At 55.1% G+C, this 24513-nt stretch carries 21 protein-coding genes; 11 read left to right on the plus strand and 10 right to left on the minus strand.

Annotation, left to right across the window (positions count from 1 at the left end):
• Positions 1–7 precede the first annotated feature (7 nt).
• Entirely contained in the window at positions 8–1471 is a 1464-nt protein-coding gene (xylB, locus tag PAGR_RS07065) for a xylulokinase (RefSeq protein ID WP_014605369.1), read from the plus strand.
• Between the two features lie 34 nt (positions 1472–1505).
• Positions 1506–2786, plus strand: coding sequence for an MFS transporter (locus PAGR_RS07070; protein ID WP_013026533.1), 1281 nt, complete (start codon positions 1506–1508; stop codon positions 2784–2786).
• 33 nt (positions 2787–2819) lie between these two features.
• On the opposite strand, the gene PAGR_RS07075 is transcribed toward PAGR_RS07070, so the two are convergent.
• The gene (locus PAGR_RS07075) at positions 2820–3719 is read right to left on the minus strand and encodes a TIGR01777 family oxidoreductase (protein ID WP_014605370.1); all 900 of its coding nucleotides are present in this window, start codon (positions 3717–3719) and stop codon (positions 2820–2822) included.
• 182 nt (positions 3720–3901) lie between these two features.
• Here PAGR_RS07075 and yfcF point away from each other — a divergent pair, with 182 nt between their 5' ends.
• Positions 3902–4543 (plus strand): glutathione transferase, encoded by a 642-nt coding sequence (gene yfcF / locus PAGR_RS07080; protein WP_014594179.1) that lies wholly within the window; start codon positions 3902–3904, stop codon positions 4541–4543.
• 110 nt (positions 4544–4653) lie between these two features.
• Positions 4654–5178, plus strand: coding sequence for an NUDIX hydrolase YfcD (yfcD, locus tag PAGR_RS07085; protein WP_014594178.1), 525 nt, complete (start codon positions 4654–4656; stop codon positions 5176–5178).
• Between the two features lie 197 nt (positions 5179–5375).
• Here the strand turns inward: yfcD and PAGR_RS07090 are convergent, their stop codons facing one another.
• Entirely contained in the window at positions 5376–6176 is an 801-nt protein-coding gene (locus PAGR_RS07090) for a helix-turn-helix transcriptional regulator (protein WP_014605371.1), read from the minus strand.
• A 107-nt stretch (positions 6177–6283) separates the two neighbouring features.
• Between PAGR_RS07090 and PAGR_RS07095 the strand changes: the two genes are divergently transcribed.
• Entirely contained in the window at positions 6284–7378 is a 1095-nt protein-coding gene (locus PAGR_RS07095) for a quinone oxidoreductase family protein (RefSeq protein ID WP_014605372.1), read from the plus strand.
• 115 nt (positions 7379–7493) lie between these two features.
• Here PAGR_RS07095 and PAGR_RS07100 read toward each other — a convergent pair whose 3' ends face one another.
• The 4 genes from PAGR_RS07100 to PAGR_RS07115 all read right to left on the minus strand — a co-directional run bounded on the left by PAGR_RS07100 (position 7494) and on the right by PAGR_RS07115 (position 12044).
• Positions 7494–8318: an ABC transporter permease gene (locus PAGR_RS07100; protein ID WP_014605373.1), complete on the minus strand. Its 825-nt coding sequence runs from the start codon at positions 8316–8318 to the stop codon at positions 7494–7496.
• A gap of 10 nt (positions 8319–8328) precedes the next feature.
• Positions 8329–9594, minus strand: coding sequence for an ABC transporter permease (locus tag PAGR_RS07105; RefSeq protein WP_014605374.1), 1266 nt, complete (start codon positions 9592–9594; stop codon positions 8329–8331).
• Between the two features lie 45 nt (positions 9595–9639).
• Positions 9640–10665, minus strand: coding sequence for an ABC transporter substrate-binding protein (locus PAGR_RS07110; RefSeq protein ID WP_013026527.1), 1026 nt, complete (start codon positions 10663–10665; stop codon positions 9640–9642).
• A 116-nt stretch (positions 10666–10781) separates the two neighbouring features.
• Positions 10782–12044 carry a 4-aminobutyrate--2-oxoglutarate transaminase gene (locus PAGR_RS07115; RefSeq protein WP_013026526.1) on the minus strand — a complete coding sequence of 421 codons (1263 nt, stop codon included), beginning with the start codon at positions 12042–12044 and terminating at the stop codon, positions 10782–10784.
• A gap of 118 nt (positions 12045–12162) precedes the next feature.
• Between PAGR_RS07115 and pdxR the strand changes: the two genes are divergently transcribed.
• Together pdxR and PAGR_RS07125 are read left to right on the plus strand one after the other, a co-directional pair.
• The gene (gene pdxR / locus PAGR_RS07120) at positions 12163–13656 is read left to right on the plus strand and encodes a MocR-like pyridoxine biosynthesis transcription factor PdxR (RefSeq protein ID WP_014605375.1); all 1494 of its coding nucleotides are present in this window, start codon (positions 12163–12165) and stop codon (positions 13654–13656) included.
• Positions 13657–13921: 265 nt separating this feature from the next.
• Positions 13922–15007 carry an ABC transporter ATP-binding protein gene (locus tag PAGR_RS07125; protein ID WP_014605376.1) on the plus strand — a complete coding sequence of 362 codons (1086 nt, stop codon included), beginning with the start codon at positions 13922–13924 and terminating at the stop codon, positions 15005–15007.
• Positions 15008–15057: 50 nt separating this feature from the next.
• On the opposite strand, the gene pta is transcribed toward PAGR_RS07125, so the two are convergent.
• Positions 15058–17187 carry a phosphate acetyltransferase gene (gene pta, locus PAGR_RS07130; protein WP_014594171.1) on the minus strand — a complete coding sequence of 710 codons (2130 nt, stop codon included), beginning with the start codon at positions 17185–17187 and terminating at the stop codon, positions 15058–15060.
• Positions 17188–17271: 84 nt separating this feature from the next.
• A complete protein-coding gene (gene ackA / locus PAGR_RS07135; RefSeq protein WP_014605377.1) occupies positions 17272–18474 on the minus strand; it encodes an acetate kinase in 1203 nt (400 codons plus the stop codon).
• A 333-nt stretch (positions 18475–18807) separates the two neighbouring features.
• Between ackA and yfbV the strand changes: the two genes are divergently transcribed.
• From yfbV to PAGR_RS07150, 3 genes are all read left to right on the plus strand, one after another.
• On the plus strand, positions 18808–19257 hold the full coding sequence (gene yfbV / locus PAGR_RS07140; RefSeq protein WP_014605378.1) for a terminus macrodomain insulation protein YfbV: 450 nt from the start codon (positions 18808–18810) through the stop codon (positions 19255–19257).
• Between the two features lie 143 nt (positions 19258–19400).
• Entirely contained in the window at positions 19401–19895 is a 495-nt protein-coding gene (locus tag PAGR_RS07145) for a YfbU family protein (protein WP_026021018.1), read from the plus strand.
• Between the two features lie 13 nt (positions 19896–19908).
• On the plus strand, positions 19909–20568 hold the full coding sequence (locus PAGR_RS07150) for a sugar phosphatase (protein ID WP_013026518.1): 660 nt from the start codon (positions 19909–19911) through the stop codon (positions 20566–20568).
• A 28-nt stretch (positions 20569–20596) separates the two neighbouring features.
• Here the strand turns inward: PAGR_RS07150 and yfbR are convergent, their stop codons facing one another.
• Positions 20597–21196: a 5'-deoxynucleotidase gene (gene yfbR / locus PAGR_RS07155; protein ID WP_013026517.1), complete on the minus strand. Its 600-nt coding sequence runs from the start codon at positions 21194–21196 to the stop codon at positions 20597–20599.
• Positions 21197–21266: 70 nt separating this feature from the next.
• On the minus strand, positions 21267–22484 hold the full coding sequence (locus PAGR_RS07160; protein WP_014594167.1) for a pyridoxal phosphate-dependent aminotransferase: 1218 nt from the start codon (positions 22482–22484) through the stop codon (positions 21267–21269).
• Between the two features lie 959 nt (positions 22485–23443).
• On the opposite strand from PAGR_RS07160, the gene lrhA reads away from it, so the two are divergent.
• Positions 23444–24367, plus strand: coding sequence for a transcriptional regulator LrhA (gene lrhA, locus PAGR_RS07165; protein WP_013026515.1), 924 nt, complete (start codon positions 23444–23446; stop codon positions 24365–24367).
• Positions 24368–24513 lie beyond the last annotated feature (146 nt).

Consider the following 24513-nt stretch of genomic DNA (forward strand, 5'->3'; position numbering starts at 1 on the left):
GGCGAATATGTATCTGGGTATCGATATCGGCACCTCTGAGCTTAAAGCGCTGATCGTGAATGCGCAGGGCGAGATCGTGGCATCGGAACATGCCGCCCTGGCCGTGCAGCGCCCCCATCCGCACTGGGCAGAGCAGGACCCGCATGACTGGTGGCGCGCCTGCCATCAGGTCATCACGCGTCTGCGTCAGCAGGCACCTCTGGCCTGGTCTGCGATAGAGGCGATTGGGCTGTCAGGACAAATGCACGGAGCGGTGCTGCTGGATGAGCAGGGTGAGGTTTTACGGCCCTGCATTCTGTGGAATGACACGCGCAGCGCGGCAGAATGCCACTGGCTGGGTCAGCATCATCCCGAAATCATGCACATTAGCAGCAACATGATCATGCCGGGCTTCACGGCCCCAAAGCTGTGCTGGGTGGCCCGGCATGAGCCTGACTGCTTTCGCCGCATTAGCAAAGTGTTATTGCCAAAAGATTACCTGCGCTGGCGCCTGACCGGGCGCTTTGTCACCGATCCCTCGGATGCCGCAGGCACCTTATGGCTGGACGTCGCCAAACGCGACTGGTCAGCGGCACTGCTGTCCGCAACGGGAATGCGTCGTGACCAGATGCCTGCACTCGTCGAAGGGAATGCCGTCAGCGGCACGTTACGGCCGGCGATTGCCGACGAATGGGGGCTCTCCTCGTCGGTCATCATTGCAGGCGGCGGCGGGGATAATGCCACCTCGGCGGTTGGCGTGGGCGCCGTGAATCCTGGCGATGCGTTTATTTCACTTGGCACCTCTGGCGTCATCTTTGTGGTTAATGACCGGCTGCAGGCCGATCCGCAGTCAGGCGTGCACGCTTTCTGCCATGCGCTGCCTGACCGCTGGCACCAGATGAGCGTCATGCTCAGCGCCGCAAGCTGCCTGCGCTGGCTGTGCCAGTTGCTCTCGGTCAGTGAAAACCAACTGCTGGAAGAGATTGCTGCGCTGGGTCCGGCACAAAAACAGCAGGCCCCGCTTTTCTTGCCTTATCTCTCTGGAGAACGTACCCCGCACAACGATCCTGATGCGACGGGCGCGTTTTTTTATCTGCGGCACGAAACCCAGCGTGCCTTACTGGGCTATGCGGTGCTCGAAGGCGTAGCCTTTGGCCTGGCCGACGGCCTGACCGTCTTAGGGGAAGGACGGCGTGCCATTACCCAGTTCAGCCTGACCGGCGGCGGCGCGCGCAGCAGCCTGTGGGCGCAACTGATCGCCGATGTGCTGACGCTGCCTGTCGTGACGCATCCCGCCAGCGCATCCGGTGCACTGGGCGCGGCGCGCCTGGCCTGGCTGGCTAAGGGCGGTGATGAAGCGCAGGTGTGTCTTAAACCCCCGATACAGGCGCGCTTCCTGCCCAATCCTGAGGTTCGTCAGGGGCTGCAGCAACGGCTGGCTCAGTTCCGTGAGCTTTACCGTCAACACTCTCAGTCCCGTTCGCTGGCCTGATTAACCTGTAACCAAACAGAGAAGGACGATCGTCATGCACTCTACTGCGTACTGGTTTGGCTTGCCCAAACATCTGATCTGGGGATTTGTCGCCATCGCTGTTTTTATGGCAGGTGACGGTTTCGAGATGGCGTTCCTGTCACGCCATATTACCGATATGGGATTCACGCCGGGGCAGTCGGCGCTGGTGTTTACCTTTTACGGTTTAGCGGTGGCGCTGGCCGCCTGGGCATCCGGTGTGGTGGCGGAACTGATTACGCCGCAGCGCGCTATGCTGATCGGTTTTATCTTGTGGGTTGTCATGCACGCCCTGTTTATGAGCCTGGGGCTGGGGATGCGCAATTATCCTCTTATGCTGCTGTTTTACGGTATCCGTGGCCTGGCCTATCCGCTGTTCATCTACTCATTTATGTTGCTGCTGGTGCAGGTGCTGCCACGGGAACGGCTGGCGGCCGCCACGGGCTGGTTCTGGGCGATGTATTCGGTGGGCATCGGCGTGGTCGGGAGCTATCTGCCCAGCCTGATCATTCCTTCCATTGGTGAAACCGGCACGCTCTGGCTGGCGATTGGCTGGGTAACCTGTGGCGGCTTGCTGGCCTATTTTAGCCTGCGCAACGTGCCGGTCGATCGTTCTCGCGTCAACTTACCCCTGCGGGAAAAAATGACGGAAATGTCGCGTGCGGTGACTATCCTGTTCACCAACCAGCATGTGTTTTACGCCTGTCTGATCCGCATTATTAATACGCTGTCGCTGTTTGGCTTTGCCATCATTATGCCGCTGCTGTTTGTGGATCGGCTTGGGTTTACGCTCTCAGAGTGGCTGCAGATTTGGGCGGTGTTCTTTTTTGTCACCATTTTTACCAATATCTTCTGGGGCATCATGGGTGAACGTATTGGCTGGATTCGCCAGGTGCGCTGGTTTGGCTGCCTCGGCATGGCGATCTCCAGCCTGGCGTTCTATTACCTGCCTGTCTATGCCGGTCACAATTTCCTGGTCGCCCTGATTCCTGCCGTGATGCTGGGCATTTTCGTGGCGGCCTTTGTGCCCATGACGGCGGTTTTCCCTACGCTGGAGCCCCATCATCAGGGCGCGGCCGTCTCGGTGTATAACCTGTCTGCAGGCATGAGCAATTTTGTTGCGCCCGCCATCGCCTCCATGATGCTGCCGTTCTTTGATATCGTCGGCGTGGTATGGGCTTACACCTGCCTGTATGTGTTTGCCGGTGTGCTGACCTTTATCATCCGCGTACCGCAACCGAATCACGGCGCGCTGCGTTCCACGGTGAAGTCGAAAACCGCGGTCACCTCTCAGTAAAAAAGGGAAGGGGAGCGAGTGCTCCCCTGATCCTCAGCTTTTCACCACATCCTGTAATGCATTCTGCAGCTCATACCAGCGGAAGCGAAAACCCGACGCCTCCAGCCGTTTTGGCAGCACATGTTGCCCACCCAGCACCAGTACAGACGATTCTCCCATCATCAGCTTGATCGCACTGGCGGGCGTGCGCATGAAAGCCGGGCGGTGCATCACCTCACCCAGGGTAGCGGCAAACTGCTCATTGCGCACGGCGTAGGGCGCAACCATGTTAAAAGGGCCGCTACAGGCATCATCGTCGAGCAGCCACAGAATGCCGCTGACCATGTCATCAATGTGGATCCACGGCATATACTGTTTGCCGCTGCCAATCGGGCCACCAATTCCCAGCTTAAACGGCAGCTTCATTTTACTCAACGCGCCGCCTTCTCGCGTCAGCACCACGCCGGTACGCAGCAGGCAGACGCGGGTGCGCTCACTCTGCGCGGTCAGCGCCAGCTGTTCCCAACGGGCGCAAAGTTCGTGGGTAAACTCGTTCTGTCCGGGATCGTCCTCGGTTAATACCACGTCGCCCGTGTTGCCATAAAAGCCCGTTGCCGATCCCGAAATCAAGACGCGCGGTGGCGTGGTACTGGCGTTAATCAGGGAGGCAATGCGCTCCGTTATCTGCCAGCGGCTCTCGCACAGCTGCCGTTTGTGGGCCTCTGTCCAGCGTTTATCCGCGATGGGTTCACCGGCCAGGTTGATAACGGCATCCACGCCATCCAGCGAGTGCTGTTGCGCCAGGCCTGACCAGAGCGCGATATCTTCCCCCAGCATGTCTCGTGCAGCGGCAACGTCGCGCGTGACCACGCTGACCGTGTCGCCACGCTGTTGCAGACGTGGAATAAGATGGCGGCCAATAAGCCCGGTTCCACCAGTAATTAAGATATGCATAGTGCGGCTCCGTCTGAATTTTTATTTTTTGCTTACTTCATCATAGAAGAGTCGTACCCGTGTGGCGTGAGCCGCTTCGTAATTTAGTCAGTTGAGCGCAAACATCGGACCAGCGCCTGGTTGTTTTCAGAAATAAAAATCGGTAAAGATGATGCACCCCTGTCAGCTATTTGAGGTAGCAGATGAATTACCCCTCCATCACCCTGTGGTCAGATTCATCTTTCTTTAGTCCTTATGTCATGTCGGCTTATGTTGCGCTCAGCGAAAAAGGGGTGCCTTTTAGCGTAAAGCGTATCGATTTATCGCAAAACCAGCAGCGTGCTGAGGCCTATCGCGATCTGTCGTTAACCTGCCGCGTCCCGACCTTACAGGTCGATGACTTTATGCTGAGTGAATCATCGGCCATCTGCGAATACCTCGAAGAGCGTTTTGCTGCCCCTGAATTTGAACGCCTCTATCCCAAAGATCGCGAGAAACGCGCCCGCGCCCGGCAAATTCAGGCCTGGCTGCGCAGCGATCTGCTGCCCATTCGCCAGGAGCGCCCTACCGAGGTGTTATTTGCCGGTGAGCGCTTTGCGCCCTTGTCGCCTGCAGCCGTTGAGGCCGCCGAAAAACTGATTGCCGCTGTTCAGCGCCTGTTGCCAGAACGTCAGCAAAATTTATTTGGTGAGTGGTGCATTGCAGATACCGATTTGGCTGTCATGCTTAATCGACTGGCGCTGCATGGCGATACCTTGCCTGCGCGTTTGCAGCACTATGCTGAGTTTCAATGGCAGCGGGCATCAGTACAGTTATGGCTAACGGAAAGCGGTAAAAATCGCTAGCGATCGGCGCTTGCTCAAGTTGTCATAAGTGATTACCTTACGACACACTATGATATAGGTGTGGCAAACAGCGCGTGCATAAAGACACGCTAAACAGGAAAGGGTTACGGATGGTGGATCAAACTGCTGGTGGCGAAATCGAATGGGTCGATATCGTAAGCGAAGAGAATGAAGTCGTTGCACAGGCCACGCGTGCGCAGATGCGCGCGCAATGCTTACGTCACCGCGCGACCTATATCGTGGTTCATGACGGTATGGGGAAAATACTGGTTCAGCGCCGTACTGAAATCAAAGATTTTATGCCAGGCAAACTGGATGCGACGGCTGGCGGCGTAGTGCAGAGTGGCGAAGACATGCTTGAATCGGCGCGGCGTGAAGCCGAAGAGGAGCTGGGCATTGCGGATGTGCCTTTTGCAGAACATGGCAAATTCTATTTTGAAGATGAGCATTGCCGCGTCTGGGGAGGATTATTCAGCTGTGTGTCGCACGGCCCTTTTGCTATGCAGGAAGAAGAAGTGGATGAAATTTTCTGGATGACCCCGGATGAAATCACCGCCCGCTGTGATGAGTTTACCGATGATTCACTCAAAGCCTTATCCCTGTGGCTGAGCCGCAACAACGAAAACAGTCACTGATACCTTCTGTTAGCTTTGCGGGCGGTCGTGGCCGTTCGCAAAGCGGGCACGCGGCGTTGATCGCCGCCTCATTCGCCTGATGATCAACTTCCCGCCTTTTGTCGATCGCTCGCCGTGCCAGGGCACACCTTGCGCAGCCGCGTCGGACAGGGCGCATGTAACTATTCGACCTGCCAGAATGAGAAAGCGGCTATGAGTCAACGTCGCGCGTCATCTTCAGCGCCAGGTGAAGAGGCGCAGGGCACATAGGTCACCATTCTCAGCCCCGGAAAGTCGTGCAGATAAAAACTGTGATAACGCCAGGTTTTCAGCGCGCCCCCTTCAGCTGAGAACTGCTTGATGCCTTCATTGCCGCTGATGACCCGATACTGGTCCCACAGCGCTTTGAAATCGCTGTTCTGCAGCAGTTGGCTGATCCTGGCCTGGAACCGGGGATGGCCGTTTTCCAGATCGACACGGACGCGAAAACGCGCAACCAGCTTTTCTGCTTCATCGTGCCAGCGTTCGCCAAAGTTTATGCGCGCTGCGGGATGATTAAACATAAACCATATGATATTGCGGTATTCGGGCATCAGGTCGTCAAAATCGGTCAGCAGCGTCGCAAGCGGCGCATTCCAGCACAAAACATCCAGCAGCGTATTGGTGATGTAGGTAGGAAGCGGCTGCTGCTGAACGATAAGCTGCAGCGAAGAAGGCAGGTTGCTGGTGATGTCAGTCGTCGCTATCTCTGCTGCCAGCCTGTGCAGGTGTTGCGCCTGGTCGTCGCTCATTGACAGCGCATCTGCCAGCCTTTCCAGCGTCTCGTGGGTCACGGCATTGGCCCGGCCCTGTTCAATGCGCGTATACCAGTCAACGCTGATGCCCGCGCGTTCAGCCACTTCTTCCCGACGTAACCCCGGCGTGCGCCTCGGTTTACTGGACTGAATTTTGGCTTTCTCAGGCGAGGTCGTTTCTCTGACCGTTCGAAGAAACAGACCCACATTCTTATTAAGTGACATGTTTTCTCTCTGACTGGGCGTGGCGGGTCCTGGGATAAGGCAGACACTGAATAACCCCTTTTAGGCGCTCTAGACTACAACCTCCTGTGATAGGTGAGGAGAGAAAAATGAAAGCTGTCGTTCTGAAAGCGTGGGGCGAACCCCTGGTTTATTCGGATGTGCCCGAACCGGTTTGCGGTTCAGGTGAGGTCCTTGTCGAGGTTGTCGCTGCCCCAGTGCTGAGTTACACCAATGAGGTATTTTCCGGCCAGCGCCATTATTTACTGGATCTGCCCGCCATACCGGGCTGCGGTGCCGTGGGAAAAGTGCTGGAAACCGGCCCGGACGCGACCCAACTGAAAAAAGGGATGTGGGTTTTTTGCGATCCTACCGTCAGATCGCGCGACAGTGCGTTAATGCCTGACATCGTTCTGCAGGGCTGGAGTGCACGCGGTGGAGGCGGCCTGGCACTGCAGCAATATCATCGTAACGGATCCTTTGCCGAAAAAATCCGCATTCCCACCGAGAATGCCTTACCGCTGGGCGAGATGGCCCTAGATGATGCCAGGGCCTGGTGCGTGGTTAATACACTGCTTATCGCCTATGGCGGATTGCAGGCTGGTCGGTTTGAGCCGGGGGAAACCTTGCTGGTGAGCGGCGCAACTGGCAATTTTGGCAGTAGTGCCGTGGCTATTGCGTTGGCCATGGGTGCAGGCAAGGTCATTGCGACGGGGCGCAATACGGCGATACTGCAGGATCTGGTTGCGCGCTTTGGTCCACGGGTTATTCCGGTGCGCCTGACAGGGGATGAGCAGACGGATCTCGCAGCCTGTCAGGCGGCGGGCGGCTTTATCGATATGGTGCTGGATTTTCTTCCGCCCGCCGCGCCAGCCTCTGCGGTGCGTACGGCGGTCATGAGCGTTCGGCCTTACGGACGGGCGGTGTTAATGGGCGGCGTCGGGATGTTGGGCGGAGAACCGCTGTCTCTGCCTTATCCCTGGATCATGCGTAACCTAGTGACGATCAAAGGGCAGTGGATGTACGAACGTGCCGACAGCCATAAATTAATTCAGTTGATTCAGCAGGGGCAGCTCGATCTTCACCACTGGACGATAACGCCGTTTGCGCTCAACGACGTGGCGCGTGCCGTAGAACATGCGGCACAGCATGCTGGCCCGTTTCAACAAACTGTGGTGGTACCGCCCGTTCAGCCCCTGACGTGATTTTGCCCATGACCAGGCTGACAGGGGCTGGGTGCGCACTGTCCAGATCAGACAACCGCCCACACGTTAACCCTGTGGGCGGTTTAACAACCTGAACCGGTTTGCTGACTGTTATCTAAACCGGCTGTGGCTGGCGCATCTTTTCCCCGCGCCGCCGCAGGACTTCCATGACGATCAGTAACAGGAGCGAAGCCGCAATCATGATTGTGGCGGCGGCCGCGATAGTGGGATCGAGGTTTTCACGAATACCGGCAAACATTTGAATCGGCAGCGTCCGCTGCGTTGGGCTGGCAAGAAACAGCGTCACGACAACTTCATCAAATGAGGTGGCAAACGCGAACAGTGCCCCGGAAAAAACGCCCGGTGCAATCAGCGGCAGGGTGACTTTTCGAAACGCCAGCAGCGGAGAGGCACCGAGGCTGGCAGCGGCCCGCGTCAGATTGGTGTCGTAGCTTTTCAGTACGGCGACCACCGTGATCACCACAAAAGGAACGCCCAACAGGGCATGGGCTAACACCAGCCCGAGGTAGCTGTTCAGCAGTGACAGTTTGGCAAAGAAGAAAAACATGCCAACGGCGATGATCACCACGGGTGCCACCATGGGAGAGATAATAATTGCCATCACCAGACCTTTGCCGCGAAACTCGCCGCGCACCAGGCCCATGGCGGCCAGCACGCCCAGTACGCTAGCCAGTAGCGTGGCTAGCGGCGCAACCAGCAGGCTGTTCATTAACGCACCTATCCACTCCTTCGAGTGAAAAAAGGCCTCGTACCAGCGCAGCGAAAAGCCACTTAGCGGATAGCTCAGAAACGAACTTTCGTTAAACGACAGCGGCACAATGACCAGAACAGGCACAATCAAAAACAGCAGTGCCGCTGCGCCGTAAAAATTAAACAGGTAACGCCAGACCCGCAGCAACGTCGAACCTTGTTGTTTCATCATTTGCTCCTTAACGTACTGCCGCCTCGGATGACGTCCGGGTGACACGTGAATACACCACATACAGCAACGTCACGATAATCAGCAACTGGCTCCCTAGGGCGGCGGCCATGCCCCAGTTCATGGTGCTGTTGGTAAAAAAGGCGACAAAGTAGCTGACCATTTGATCGTCCGGCCCGCCCAACAGCGCTGGCGTAACGTAATAGCCAATCGCCATCATGAACACCAGCAGCGCGCCTGCGGTAATCCCAGCATAGGTCTGCGGGACATAGACGCGCCAGAAGGCCACAAAGGGATGGGCACCCAGCGACACGGCCGCCCGGACATAGCTGGGCGATATCCCTTTCATGACGGCATACAAGGGCAGCACGATGAAGGGCAGCAGGATATGCGTCATAGAGATGTACACGCCGACCCGGTTGAACACCAGCGTGAGCGGACTGTCGATGAGCCCTGTCGCCATCAGCGTCCGGTTAATTAATCCTCCTGACTGCAGCAGGACAATCCAGCTGGCGGTACGCACGATCAATGAGGTCCAGAAGGGCAACAGCACCATAATCATTAGCAGGTTGGCGCGGTTGGACGGCTGTTTCGCCAGCCAGTAGGCCAGCGGATAGCCCAGGCCCACGCACAGCAAGGTGACCACGGTCGCCATCCACAGCGTACGTAGCAGAACGTTCACATAAAGCGCCTGATCGGGGGACTGCGCGACGATGTCGCCGGTCTTTGCATCAACCTTGTGGTCAAACACTGACAGCAGGTAATAGCTGGTATAGGGTTTGGCTACGCGCTTGAGGGTTTGCCAGGTAGACAGCTCGCCCCACAGGGGCTGCTTATCAATGAGGGTGGCTTTGACGTTAACCCCATCCTCGGGGGCCTGGCGGGGCACGGCCAGGATCAGGCGACGAAACGCATTGTCTTCATAACTCAATCGCTTCGCAATGCCAGAGATCTGGCCCTGCTCGCGCGCCGCGCTGACTTCCTTCGCCAGCGTGGCAAACAGGCTTTCATCCGGCAGCGCCTTGCCGTTCCATTTAGCCAGGGCCTGGCTGGTTTGCGGAAGTGCGTCGTGAAGCTCAGGGTTATTGACGCTCATACTGAGGATAGAGCCGATGGGGAACAAAAAGCACACCACGACGAAAATCAGTAACGGGGCAACTAAAAACAGGGAGCGTTGTGTTTTTAACCAACCTGCCCGGTTAAATTGCTGGCGCAGACTGAACGCGCCTTCCGTACGTCTGACGGGCGCTGAATTCATCACGGGGTTTTGACTCATGCCGATCTCCTGAAAGGGGGCTGCCGGAGCGGGTCCGGCAGCGGGTTATTTCGCGGCCCAGGCGTTAAAACGCTGTTCCAGCTCTTCGCCATGTTCCAGCCAGAATGTGGCGTTAACCTGAACGGCTTTGGCCATGTTTTCCGGTGCCGTTGGCAACTGAGCCAGACGATCGGCCGTCAGCAGTTTGCCTGCCTTGATATTGGCGGGGCCATAAGGAATATTTTCGGCATACACTTTTTGGTTCTCGGGCTGCAGCGAGAAGGCGATAAATTTCTCTGCCAGCGCTTTGTGCTTTGAGCCTTTCACAATCGCCCAGTTATCGAAGTCGTACAGGTTGCCGTCCCAGACGATTTTGAAATTATGACCTTCTGCCTGAGCGGTGCCGATGCGGCCGTTATAGGCCGATGCCAGCGTCACGTCGCCTGAAACCAGCCACTGCAGGGGCTGCGCGCCCGATTCCCACCACTGAATATTCGGCTTTAGCTCATCCAGTTTCCTGAAGGCACGATCGACGCCCGCCGGGGTTGCCAGCACCTTGTAAACGTCTTCGCGCTTCACGCCGTCCGCCATCAGCGCGATTTCCAGCGTGTATTTCGCGCTCTTACGCAGGGCGCGTTTGCCGGGGAATTTTTTCACATCCCAAAAATCTGCCCAACTGGTGGGGGCGGTTTTGAGCTTGTTGCCATCGTAGGTCAGTACGGTAGACCAGACGAAGAAGCCCGCACCACATTCGCTCACGCTCCCCTTGGCAAAGTCGGCTTTGTTGCCTAACTTGCTCCAGTCCAGGGTTTCAAACAGCCCTTCTTCACAGCCCCGCTCCAGTTCCGGGGTTTCCAGTTCTACAACATCCCAGCCGACCTGTTTGGTTTCAACCATGGCGCGGATGCGTGCCATTTCGCCGTTATATTCACCGGCTTCAATGCTGTCCTTCCCCGAGGCCATGAAAGGCTTATAAAACGCTTTATCCTGTGCGTCCTTGTTGGTGCCCCCAAAGGACACCACCGTAAGATTTTCGGCCTGTGCCTGGATGGCCACCGCTGCCAGAACCAGTGCCGCTATGTTTTTCATCATCCCCGAACTCCTGAATTATTATGTTCAGGCAGATTCCTCTGCCCGGTGTTTGCCTTGCAATCATGATGCCAGGGGCTGACCCGCAGCGGAACGTGCGGCGCGTCAGCCCGCGAAACCTAATACTTGCCCAGGATACGGTTCAGCAGATTCAGTGCTGTGCGGAACTGCGCGTCCGGAATGGTGAGAGGGTAGAGGAAACGAATAACGTTGCCGTGTACGCCGCAGGTGAGCAGCAGCAACCCTTCGTCCAGCGCCTCTTGCTGAATAGCTTTGGCGATGTCTGCGCTGGGTTGGCCTTCGCTGTTGGTGAATTCAGCCGCGATCATAGAACCGCGACCGCGCACCTCTGCCAGCGCACTACAGCCTGCGCCCTGCAGCGTTTCCGTCAGTTGCCCGCCTAACAGCAGGGCGCGCTCGCACAGGTTTTCATCGCGAATGACCTCCAGCACGGCCAGCGCAGCGGCAATGGCCGGTGGGCTTCCTGCATAGGTGCCACCCAGGCCGCCGGGCAGGGGCGCATCCATTACGTCAGCCCGTCCTGAAACCGCCGATAGCGGCATACCGCCCGCCAGGCTTTTTGCCATGGTGATCAGGTCTGGCTGCACGTCAGGATAGTATTCACTGGCAAACAGCTTGCCGGTGCGGGCAAAACCACTTTGGATTTCATCGGCGATCAGCAGAATGCCATGTTGATCGCACAGCGTGCGCAGGGCGGTCACAAACGCTGGCGGCGCGACATTGAAGCCGCCTTCACCTTGAATGGGTTCATAGATAATGGCCGCAACCTGTTGCGGGCTGATATCGCAGCGGAAAATGGTTTGTAAACTCTCCAGCGCGTCATCGACGCTACAGCCATGCAGTGCATTCGGGTAGCGGGCGTGAAATACTGAGCTGGCAAAGGGGCCGAAACCGGTTTTGTAGGGGACCACTTTGCCCGTCAGCGACATCGTCATGTTGGTGCGGCCGTGAAAGGCCCCCGTAAAGGCGATGACGCCGGGACGGCCGGTTGCCGCGCGGGCAATTTTGACCGCGTTCTCAACGGCTTCTGCGCCGGTGGAGAAAAAAGTGGTCTTGGCGGGGCCGCTTACCGGCACCAGCGCATTCAGTTTTTCCGCCAGGGCAATATAATTTTCGTAAGGCACAACCTGAAACGCGGTGTGGGTAAAATGATCGAGCTGTTCTTTGATGGCGGCGATCACTTTGGGATGACGATGTCCGGTATTCAGCACGGCAATGCCTGCGCTGAAATCGATAATTTCACGGCCCTGGTGATCCCATAACGTAGCGTTTTCTGCTTTCACCGCATAGAAATCGCACATCACGCCCACGCCGCGCGGCGTAGCATTGAGACGACGGACCTGCACTTCACTGTTACTCATAACGCGACCTCATGGTGTTTGTTGCCATATTGTTACAGTGGAATCTGCCTCCTTGCTTTTTAGCGTTTTCAGGGTTTTATAATCCAGAGCCAGTTTTTTTTATTTTGAGGTACCAATTTTGCGAAGCTTACTCGGTGACCTGCTTGCACAACGTCTGGCCTCGCTTTCCGGCGGTACGCTGAATAAGCGATTGTATGATGTCTTGCAGGCAGCGATTCAGGACGGATCCATTGCCACCGCGACGCGACTGCCCGCCAGCCGCGACCTTGCTCGCGAACTTTCTGTCTCACGTAATACCGTGCTGGCAGTCTATGAACAGCTTCAGTCTGAGGGCTATGTACAAACCCGCACCGGAAGCGGCACCTTCGTCAGTACCGTGCTGCCGGAACAGGTGCCGGGTGAGCCGCTGATCAGGCCCGTCACGCCGCCGATGAAACCCGTCAGACTGTCGCGACGGGGTTCACGCCTGCTGGCGAGCAGCGGTGCCGGGAGCCATCAGTGGGGGGCATTTATGCCCGGTGTGCCGGACGTAAGCCATATGCCGCACGACATCTGGCGCAAAATTCAGCTCCGCCTGAGCCGACGGCTGCCGGTTGAAAACCTGAGCTATGCCAGCCACGGCGGCTGTGTTGAGTTACAACAGGCGCTGGCGGATTACCTGCGGGTGATCCGTTCGGTGAACTGCACCCCCGAACAGGTACTGATCACCGCCGGAACCCATCAGTCGCTGGATCTTCTGGCGAAAATGCTTTGCGATCCGGGAGACAGGGCCATCGTCGAAGAGCCGGGATACTGGGGGATCCGCAATGTGCTGGTGGTGAACGGCGTCACGCTGATCCCCACGCAAGTTGACGATCAGGGGCTGGTTTTGCCGCCCGAGCAGCCAGACAGCCCGGTGCCTCGCCTGATCTGTGTGACGCCTTCTCACCAGTATCCTCTCGGGGCGGTCATGAGCCTGCAGCGGCGCCATGAATTACTGGAGCGCGCAAAAAGCAGCGGCAGTTGGGTGGTGGAAGATGACTACGATGGCGAGTTCCGCTTTACCGGAAGTCCCATTCCTGCGCTACAGGGCCTGGCGGCGGATGCCCCAGTGATTTATCTGGGCACCTTCAGTAAAACCTTGTATCCCGGCATCCGGCTCAGCTACATGGTGGTGCCTAAATCCCTGGCGGCACGGATGAAAATGGCGCACTCCGAGCTGTATCGCGGCGGCTACGGGTTAGTACAACTCACGCTGGCGGAGTTTATTCGGGAAGGGCACTATGCGGCCCACGTACGACGCATGCGGCAGATTTACAGCCGCCGCCGTGCTGCGCTAGTGGAGGTGATTAGCACATCGCTGGGCGCCGACTGGATAGTGCATCACAGCAATGCGGGGTTGCATCTGGTTCTCAGGCTGCCGGACAGCATTGACGATGTGGCCTTTAGCGCAGAGCTGGAACAGTGCGGTGTATTAACACGTCCACTGTCGTCCTATTATCTTCGGGGCACGCCGCAGCGAGGATTGCTGCTGGGTTATGCCTGTGTTGACGAAGCCGCCATTCCCGCCGCGTTCGTGCCTATCCTGACCCGGTTGCAACATCACCTGCAGGTGGCGTCTGTCTCGCCCTGATGCACCATCAGTGCGCATCCCTGGTATTGCCTGATTCTGTGATAACTGTCACGTTAATTTAATGTTAAATTTAAAAAGACAATAAAATACAATGGCCTGCAAAGTAAATTTGTAAGCCATTTCTTTTTAGATTGTCAAATTCTGCTTGTGCAAATCAAATGCGTTGTGGTAGTGCTAAAAAAAGGCCCGACAGGATTCGCACGTCAAAAGGATGATGCATGAATCGTGCCGAAACCCTTTTTCATCCTGTTTACGAGATTACGCCATGAGAAATTTTGTCAGTTTTCGGAATATCAAAAAGAGCTACGACGGCGACAAGCTGGTGGTGCGCAACCTCAATCTGGATGTGGCAGAAGGCGAGTTTTTGACCCTGTTAGGGCCGTCAGGCTCCGGGAAAACGACCAGCCTCATGATGCTGGCAGGATTTGAAACGCCTACCGATGGCGAGATACTGCTGCGTGATAAACCTTTGCACACGTTGCCGCCGCATCAGCGTGATATCGGTATGGTATTCCAGAACTACGCGCTTTTTCCCCACATGACGGTGGCCGAAAATCTGGCGTTTCCTTTGTCGATTCGCCGTTTGAGCAAGGCCGATATTGCCCAGCGAGTTAAACGGGTGCTGGATATGATTAAACTCACTTCGCTGGCAGACCGTTATCCCGCACAGATGTCTGGCGGCCAGCAGCAGCGGGTGGCCCTGGCGCGGGCGCTGGTATTTGAACCTAAACTGATCCTGATGGACGAACCGCTGGGAGCGCTGGATAAACAGCTGCGTGAACACATGCAGATGGAAATTAAGCAGCTGCATAACATGCTCGGGCTGACCATTGTTTACGTCACTCACGATCAGAGCGAAGCCATGACCATGTCTGACCGGGTGGCGGTCTTTAACGACGGCATGATTCAGCAAATGGACAGCCCGAATAAGCTTTATGAACAGCCCGACAACGCCTTCGTGGCGCAGTTTATTGGCGAGAATAACAGCCTGCTGGCAACCCAGTCAGGGCAGCAGGGTGATTACTATCAGGTGACGCTGGATAACGGTATCCAGCTGGATGCGCTGAAGGTGCGGCCCAGTTCTCCGGGCAAGAAAATACAGCTCAGTATCCGGCCTGAACGCATTAACGTAAATGCAGCCAAACCGGGCGATCAGTCGGTCCAGGCCCGAATCCAGCAGTTTATCTATCTGGGTGACCACGTGAGAATGCTGACGGAAGTTGCTGGTCAGGGAAACTTTATGGTGAAAATGGCCTCATCGGAGGTCTCACCCGGCTGGACGGCGGGCAGTGAAGTGACGTTGTCCTGGCAACCTCAGCACCTGCGCGCGCTCGACGTTACGCTGCAATAGGCATAAAAAAAGAGCATGCAGTCTGCATGCTCTTGTTCAACGGGAAAGGATTAACCTTCAGCCTGCTGCGACTGAATCGCCGTCAGGGCAATGGTGTAGACGATATCGTCTACCAGTGCGCCGCGTGAGAGGTCGTTGACCGGCTTACGCATGCCCTGCAGCATTGGCCCGATTGAAATCAGGTCAGCGGAACGCTGCACCGCTTTGTAGGTGGTGTTACCGGTGTTGAGATCCGGGAAAATAAAGACCGTTGCGCGTCCGGCAACCTGCGAGTTGGGCGCCTTGGATTTTGCCACGTCTTCCATAATCGCCGCGTCGTACTGCAACGGCCCATCAATCACCAGATCCGGGCGTTTTTCCTGCGCAAGGCGCGTGGCTTCACGCACTTTCTCCACGTCGCTACCGGCACCTGAATTACCGGTTGAGTAGGAGATCATGGCGACGCGTGGATCGATGCCGAAGGCTTTCGCTGAATCGGCAGACTGAATGGCAATTTCTGCCAGCTGTTCAGCCGTTGGATCGGGGTTGATCGCGCAGTCGCCGTAGACCAGCACCTGCTCCGGCAGCAGCATAAAGAACACGGATGACACCAGTGAGCTGTTGGGCGCGGTTTTGATCAGCTGTAACGGCGGACGAATCGTGTTGGCCGTGGTATGTACCGCGCCCGAGACCAACCCGTCAACTTCCCCGCTTTCCAGCATCATGGTGCCCAGCACCACGTTATCTTCCAGCTGTTCCTGCGCAACCACCTCGGTCATGCCTTTGCTTTTGCGCAGCTCGACCAGACGCGGAACATAGTTCTGACGCACCACTTCAGGATCGACTATCTCAATGCCTTTACCCAGCTCAACGCCCTGGGCTGCCGCAACGCGCTGGATTTCATCCGGATTGCCCAGCAGGACACAGGTCGCAATGCCGCGGTCGGCACAAATTGCTGCGGCTTTAACGGTACGGGGTTCATCCCCTTCCGGCAGAACAATGCGCTTGCCAGCCTTGCGAGCCAGTTCGGTTAACTGATAGCGGAAAGCCGGCGGCGACAGGCGGCGACTGCGCTCAGACGTGGCGGTCAGCGACTCGATCCAGTCCGCGTTAATGTAACTTGCGACGTATTCCTGGACTTTTTCAATGCGCTGCGTGTCATCAACCGGTACTTCGAGGTTAAAGCTTTGCAGGCTGAGCGAGGTCTGCCAGGTATTGGTTTTGACCATGAAGACCGGCAGGCCAGTCTGGAAGGCGCGATCGCACAGTTTGGCGATGCGCTCGTCAATTTCATAGTTACCGGTTAAAAGAATGGCACCGATCTCAATACCGTTCATCGCGGCCAGACAGGCGGCAACCAGCACGTCAGGGCGGTCAGCCGAGGTGACCAGCAGCGAGCCCGGGCGGAAATGCTCAAGCATGTGCGGGATGCTGCGTGCGCAGAAGGTCACTGATTTGACACGTCGGGTCTGAATTTCACCTTCGTTAATAATCCGGGCGTTCAGGTGGCGGCACATATCAATGGCGCGGGTCGCAATCAGGTCGAAGCTCCACGGCACACAACCCAAAATGGGCAAGGGACTGTTGGCAAACAGCTGGTCAGGATTAATATTCGCGATGCTGGCCTTCGATGAGTCATCGAAAATTTCAGACAGGTCAGGGCGCGTACGGCCCTGCTCATCAACGGGCGCGTTCAGCTTGTTGATGATCACACCGGTAATGCTTTTATTCTTCGAACCGCCAAAGCTGCTTTGTGTCAGTTCAATACGCTCTTTGAGCTGTGCGGGAGAATCGTTACCCAGCGCGGTCACGAAGACGATTTCAGCGTTTAACGTTTTGGCGATTTCATAGTTCAGCGCGCTGGCAAACTGGTGCTTACGCGTAGGCACCAGGCCTTCAACCAGAACCACTTCAGCATCCTGCGCATTGGCGTGGTAGCGGGCAATAATTTCTTCCATCAGCACGTCTTGCTGATTAGAACCCAGCAGCGATTCCACACGGGACATCGGCAGCGGCTCTGCGGCCGGGATGCCTGAACTCTTGCGCACAATGCTGGTGGTCTGGTCAGGTGCATTGCCGCCCGCACGCGGTTGTGCAATGGGTTTGAAAACGCTCAGTCGAACGCCTTTACGTTCCATGGCGCGAATAACGCCAAGGCTAACGCTGGTCAGACCGACGCTGGTGCCGGTCGGAATGAGCATAATTGTACGTGACACGATTGAACCTCTCAGATTTCACTGGGTGTCAAAACAACGCCGTCAGCCGGAGCTGACGACGAAAGGAGATCAGGCGGTAAGGCGAGCGGCATCTCGGGCAATCACTAACTCTTCGTTAGTGGGGATCACCACTGCCGGGCGAGTGCCTTCTTTGTTGATAAAACCTGACTTGCCAAAGCGAGCCGCCAGGTTGCGCTCGTGGTCAATGTCAAAGCCCAGCAGCGCCAGCTTGTCCAGGGTCAGCTCACGCACCATCGCCGCATTTTCACCGATACCGCCGGTGAAGACCACGCCATCGAGACGACCGTCCATCAGCGCGGTATAGCTGCCAATGTATTTGGCCAGACGGTGGCAGAAGACATTCATTGCGCGTTTAGCATCTTCTTTGGTGGCGTAGTTGTCTTCAACATAACGGCAGTCGCTGGTGACTTCGGTCAGCCCTAACAGCCCCGACTCTTTGGTCAGCATCTTGTTAATGGCATCGACGCTCATGCCCAGCGTGTCGTGCAGGAAGAAGATAATGGCCGGATCGATATCGCCGCTGCGGGTGCCCATGACCAGGCCTTCCAGCGGGGTCAGGCCCATAGACGTATCCACACACTCACCGTTACGGATAGCAGAAACAGACCCGCCGTTACCGAGATGACAGGTAATGATGTTCAGCGTTTCTAGCGGCTTATTCAGCATTTTTGCCGCTTCGTGGGTGACATAGTAGTGGCTGGTACCGTGCGCACCGTAGCGGCGCACGCCGTGCTCTTTATACAGGGCATACGGCAGCGCATAAAGGTAGGACTCTTCCGGCATTGTCTGATGGAAAGCGGTGTCAAAAACCGCCACATTTTTGTCAGACAAGTGCGGGAAGTTTTTCATGGCTTCATCAATGCCAATCAGGCCCGCTGGGTTATGCAGTGGTGCAAAAGATGATGCATCTTTGATACCCTGCACAACAGACTGAGAAATGACCACTGACTGCGTAAGTTTTTCGCCGCCGTGAACAATACGGTGACCTATTGCAGCGATTTGTGCTGAAAGCTCTGGTTTTTGTGCCAGAATTGTTTTAACAATGAAATTCAGCGCTTCGCTGTGGGCTGCGCCAGCACCTAAAGGTGCTTCCTGCTTCTGACCATCAAGTTTCCATTTGATCCGTGCTTCGGGCAGGTGGAAGCATTCAGCCAGACCCGAGAGGAATTCTTCACCGCTGGTGGGATTAAGGATGGCAAACTTGAGAGAAGAGCTGCCGCAATTCAGAACCAGTACTAACTTACTCGACATGGAAGTACCTATTTGTTAAAAGTGGCTAAAAATAACGCAATCAGACTTACAGCGTAGCCCATCGACGCAGCCAGATTAATGACAGAAGTCATACCCAGGTCAAAATAGTGCGTTTTATGCAAAAAAAATTGAGTCTTTACGCATAAATTTGAAATTTCGCTTAAAACGGGCCTTGTCGTCTCTGTTACAAGGGAAGTTGCGGCAGTGACGCTGTTAAAACGGCGTCAGAATAGCCGGAGTCACCTTTAAAGACAAAAATATTTGAAGGATGTTACGTAAAGTTGTGTGGTTATAATTATTTTTCAAAAAATACAGTATTAGTTGAGGCGAGCCATGGCGAATGAATCTCACACCGGCTGGTTCCGGATGTTTCAACGCGGACAGCATTATATGAAGACCTGGCCCAACGATAAACGCCTGGCACCGGTCTTTCCTGAGAACCGGGTATCGACGGCTACGCGCTTTGCGATTCGCTTTATGCCGCCGCTGGCGGTCTTTACGCTCACATGGCAGATCGCGATGGGTGGGCAATTGGGCCCGGCAGTAGCAACGGCTCTCTTTGCCTGTAGTTTGCCTATGCAGGGATTATGGTGGCTGGGTAAGCGATCCGTCACCCCATTGCCGCCCACGCTGCTGCGCTGGTTCCATGAAGTGCGCACGAAGCTGGAAGCCGCAGGTCAGGCGATCGCACCGGTTGAAGGCAAACCAACTTACCAGGCACTGGCCGATCTGCTTAAGCGCGCCTTTAAACAGTTGGACCGCACCTTTCTGGACGATCTTTAATCCGCACCGTGCAGAAATTATTGCACGCAAACCTGCGGTTAAATCAATGAAAAGCGATGTGGCTACGCTCGCATCGCTTTCCCTGTGTAATTATCTTTCCATCGTATAAAACCTGAACAGCCCGCGGGCTGGAGGACAAGATGATGGAAATGACCCACGCGCAACGTTTGATCCTGACTAACCAGTACAAAATCATGGCAATGCTGGAACCGGAGAGCGCCGAACGTTTTCGTCGCTACCAGACTATCATTGAGCGTGGCTATGGCCTGCAAATGCGGGAGCTGGACAAAGAGTTTGGCAAGCTTCCCGAAGAGACCTGCCGGACGCTTATCGACATTATGGAAATGCACCACGCGCTGCAGGTCTCCTGGGCTAATCTCAAGACCCAAGGCGATATCGACCCACGACGTCTGGCATTTCTGGGGTTTGATGCCGCCACGGAATCCCGCTATCTCGGTTATGTGCGGTTTATGGTGAACATCGAAGGGCGCTATACCCATTTTGATGCGGGAACGCATGGCTTTAATGCGCAAACGCCGATGTGGGAAAAGTATCAACGTATGCTGGCTTTGTGGCAGACTTGTCCTCGCCAATACCATTTAAGCGTAAACGAGATTGCGCAAATCATTAACGCCTGATGAGGAGTGACGCGTGGAGTACAGTGGTTTTTTATTTGATTTAGATGGCACCTTAGTGGATTCGCTACCCGCGGTTGAACGCGCCTGGAGCAACTGGGGTGCACGTCATGGCATTGCGGCTGATGAGATTCTGGACTTCATTCACGGAAAGCAGGCGATTACTTCACTGCGCCACTTTATGGCGGGCCAGTCAGAAGCCGCAATCCAGGCCGAGTTTCTGGCGCTGGAAAAAACGGAAGCAGAAGACACGGACGGCGTGCGGGCGCTGCCAGGCGCAAAAGCGTTGCTCACGCAGCTGAATGCGTTGCAAATCCCCTGGGCGATTGTCACCTCCGGCTCCGTGCCGGTGGCGCATGCGCGTCACAAAGCAGCAGGTTTACCTCAGCCTGCCGTGTTTATTACGGCCGAACAGGTGGCGAAGGGCAAGCCAGAACCCGATCCTTACTTACTGGGTGCAGAAAGGTTAAAGCTGTCGCCAGCCGACTGCGTAGTGGTAGAAGATGCGCCGGCCGGCGTGATCGCCGGGTTAGCTGCGGGCTGTGCCGTGATCGCCGCGAATGCGCCTGATGATACGCCACGCATTGACGAAGTGGCGCTGCGCCTGACTTCACTGGAATCGCTGGTGGTCACCAAACGATCGACGGGCAAGTTTGCGTTTCACCATCAAGGCTAGGTAAAAGGGCGGCGTGAAGCCGCCATTGTCAGAGCGGCGTGTCCTGCGAGATTTCGTCCAGAGACAGGCTAAAGCTGGGAATGAATACCTCCACGAAATAGCTCATTTCGGGCGAACGACGCTGATTCAGGGTTTTTTCCAGCCGCGCTTTTGCTAACAAAAACTCATTATTCCCGGCCGACAGCTCTTCCAGGCATTTTACGTAGGCACAGATCGCATCGGCTTGTTTCACGACGGCTTTTTCTTCCTCACTGTGCAGATGCTCATCAATCAGCGGACGGTAAACATCCTGCAACTCGTCCGGCAGCATCTCAATCAACTTCTGCTGCGCGATTTTCTCAATCTTTTTGTATTCGTGGGCGATCTGCGCGTTGTAGTACTTCACCGGCGTGGGTAAGTCTCCGGTCAGCACTTCACTGGCGTCGTGATACAGCGCCATCATGGCGATGCGCTCGGCATTAAGGTTGCCGTTAAACTTCTTATTTTTAATGATGGCCAGCGCGTGGGCAACCATCGCGACCTGCAAACTGTGTTCAGAGACGTTCTCGGTGCGCACGTTGCGCATCAGCGGCCAGCGGTTGATGAGTTTGAGACGGGAAAGGTGGGCGAAGAAATGGCTCTGAGTCATGGTAATTCCTGTTTGCGACAGGGGAGAGGCCTGCTCTCCCCGAAATCACATCAGTATAGGCGCATCCGGACTACTGGCGGTAGCCTTGCAGAAAACGGCCAAACTTATTGATCGCCATTTCCAGATCGTCGACGCGCGGCAGCGTCACGATGCGCAGATGATCGGGCCACGGCCAGTTAAACGCCGTTCCCTGAACCAGTAGCACTTTCTCCTGTAGCAGGAAATCCAGCACCATTTTCTGATCGTCGTGGATATTGAATTTTTTGGCATCAATACGCGGGAACATATAAAGCGCGCCCTGCGGCTTCACACAACTCACGCCTGGAATATCGTTGATCAGTTCCCATGCGCGCTGACGCTGTTCATAGAGCCGCCCGCCAGGCACAATAAATTCACTAATGCTCTGATAGCCGCCCAACGCAGTCTGAATGGCATGCTGCGCGGGGACGTTGGCACACAGACGCATGGAGGCCAGCATCTCCAGCCCTTCGATATAACCTTTAGCATGCTTTTTGGGGCCGTTTAGCACCATCCAGCCCTGGCGGAAACCCGCTACGCGATAGGTTTTAGACAGGCCGTTAAAGGTTACGGTCAGCAAGTCCGGCGCCAGTGCAGCAATAGAGTGATGCTGTGCGTCGTCGTACAGAATTTTATCGTAGATCTCGTCAGCGAAAATAATCAGGTTATGCTGGCGGGCAATCTCAACGACTTCCATCAACAGTGCTTTGCTGTAAACCGCACCGGTTGGATTATTGGGATTGATAATCACGATGCCGCGCGTGCGTGGCGTAATTTTACTGCGGATATCATCCAGATCCGGGAACCAGCCTGCGGACTCATCACACAGGTAGTGCACGGCTTTGCCGCTTGAGAGCGACACGGCCGCGGTCCACAGCGGGTAGTCAGGTGCCGGCACCAGCATTTCATCACCGCTGTTCAGCAGCGCCTGCATGGCCTGGACGATGAGTTCAGAAACACCGTTGCCGATATAGATGTCTTCCACCGTGACGTCGCGCATGTCACGCGCCTGGTAGTGCTGCATGATGGCTTTACGAGCAGAATACAATCCTTTGGAGTCACAGTATCCCTGTGCGCTGGGAAGGTTACGGATGACATCAACCAGAATCTCGTCCGGCGCTTCGAAGCCAAAGGGGGCCGGATTGCCGATGTTCAACTTAAGAACTTTATTACCTTCTTCTTCAAGGCGTTTAGCCTCTTTTAAAACCGGTCCACGAATGTCGTAACAGACATTGTCCAGTTTGCCGGATTTATCAATTTGAAAAGTCATTGTGGCCGCCTTAATGTGCAGAATCCTTGTGCCTGCCGCTGAAAACAAACCTGCACAATGTACTCTCCTCAGGCCGACAAAAGAAGGGCAGGGCGCGGTTTTGGCGTGTTCAGCATCTTTGTCTCCAGTCAGACGATGGAATGCGTATTGGTTATCAAGCAGGCCGGTTTTAACGTTTGTTTTTTTGAGTTTTATTAGTTTATTATGCTGCGATTAAAAATTGAGCGCTGGGTAATGTCTACTTTTATTTTGCCGATAATGAACCTGAAGGCCGTAAAACAATCTGAGAATCTGTGATGCGTCATGAGTGAAATAGTTTAATTATGCTTTATTGATGCATAAAATTTGCACGCAAAAAGCGGACTCAACTCAGAGTAACCTGAAAAAAAACGATGGTGCATAATGTTAACTGTCTTATATCAAAGGTTTTTTATAAGATTTTCAGGGCCGGGAGAGACAACCGGGAGCATCATCAATGCATGTTTCATCGCTGAAAAGTCGTATTTCCTGTTTTCAGGCAGGTTACGTCCGCTCAGGACATTCTCGAAGGGATGTAAGATGCTATTTGATCAAAATATGCAATGCTTTTCACAAAAACATTTCCATTTTGCGGTCAAAAATGATTAAGTATAATTTACTATTTGATGAGATTAAACGCTGCGTACCGTTAGCGTATTACAGACCCGTTTACCCCTGCCTGAGGGCACTTTGGGGGTAGGAAAAGACAACTACACAGCTTCCCGCATTTTTGCATCCAGTGCCTTCGGTACAGAAGTTGTCTCTGTCTTCAGGACCCGGTTTCCCTGTTTTGCAGGGAAGTACCGTCTTCCTCCGTAAGTAAATTTTATGTCGGCCCTTTGCCGGGACGCCATGAAGCATCATTACCGCTTATCGCTTTGATAAGCTTGTAATAACACCAGGATAGTAGTTCTTAAAAATCTAATAAGTGAAGAAAAAACATGACTAATGCAAATCGTCCGATACTCAATCTCGATCTCGATCTGCTCCGGACTTTTGTTGCTGTAGCTGACCTGAACACCTTTGCAGCCGCTGCTGCTGCGGTGTGCAGAACGCAATCGGCAGTGAGTCAGCAGATGCAACGTCTGGAACAACTGGTCGGTAAAGAGTTGTTTGCCAGACATGGCCGCAACAAGTTGTTAACTGAACACGGCATTCAGCTTCTGGGCTATGCCAGGAAAATCCTGCGTTTTAACGATGAAGCCTGTACTTCACTGATGTACAGCAACATCCAGGGTGTACTGACGATTGGCGCTTCTGACGATACCTCAGATACCATTCTGCCGTTCCTGTTAAACCGCGTGACCTCTGTCTATCCAAAACTGGCGATTGATGTTCGCGTGAAACGCAATCCGTTCATGATGGAAATGCTGAATCAGGGCGAAGTTGACTTAGTCGTCACGACGTCAAGCCCGGGTAACTTTACCCATCAGGTTCTGCGTACCTCTCCGACCCTGTGGTATTGCGCGGCGGATTATGTGTTCCAGCGTGGAGAAGCTATTCCACTGGTACTGCTTGATGAACCCAGTCCGTATCGTGATATGGCGATTGATCATCTCAACGAAGCCGGTATCCCGTGGCGTATCTCTTACGTTGCATCAACCCTGGCGGCCGTTCGTGCGGCAGTCAAAGCAGGATTGGGTGTAACGGCGCGTCCGGTAGAAATGATGAGCCCGGAACTGCGCGTGATGGGCGCAGCAGAAGGCTTGCCGGTTTTACCGGATACACAGTATCTGCTGTGCCGTAATGCCGACAGCGACAACGAGCTGGCGCTGGCCATCTTTAATGCTATGCAGTCCACGCACGATCCGTACAACATGGTGGCCAACGCTGACGGCACGCTGTTGCTGGATGACGAAGAGTAACATTTTCACGCTGTCGCAAAAAAAACGTCATTCACCGGTAAGATAATGGCTGTAAACAGGCCTCTTGTTCTGTAAAAAGAACAGGAGGCTTTTTTTTGACCTTTTTCCTGCGAAATAAAAACCCGCACGGAGACGCTGAGTTTATC

This window comes from Pantoea ananatis PA13, assembly GCF_000233595.1.
GTDB lineage: Bacteria > Pseudomonadota > Gammaproteobacteria > Enterobacterales > Enterobacteriaceae > Pantoea > Pantoea ananatis.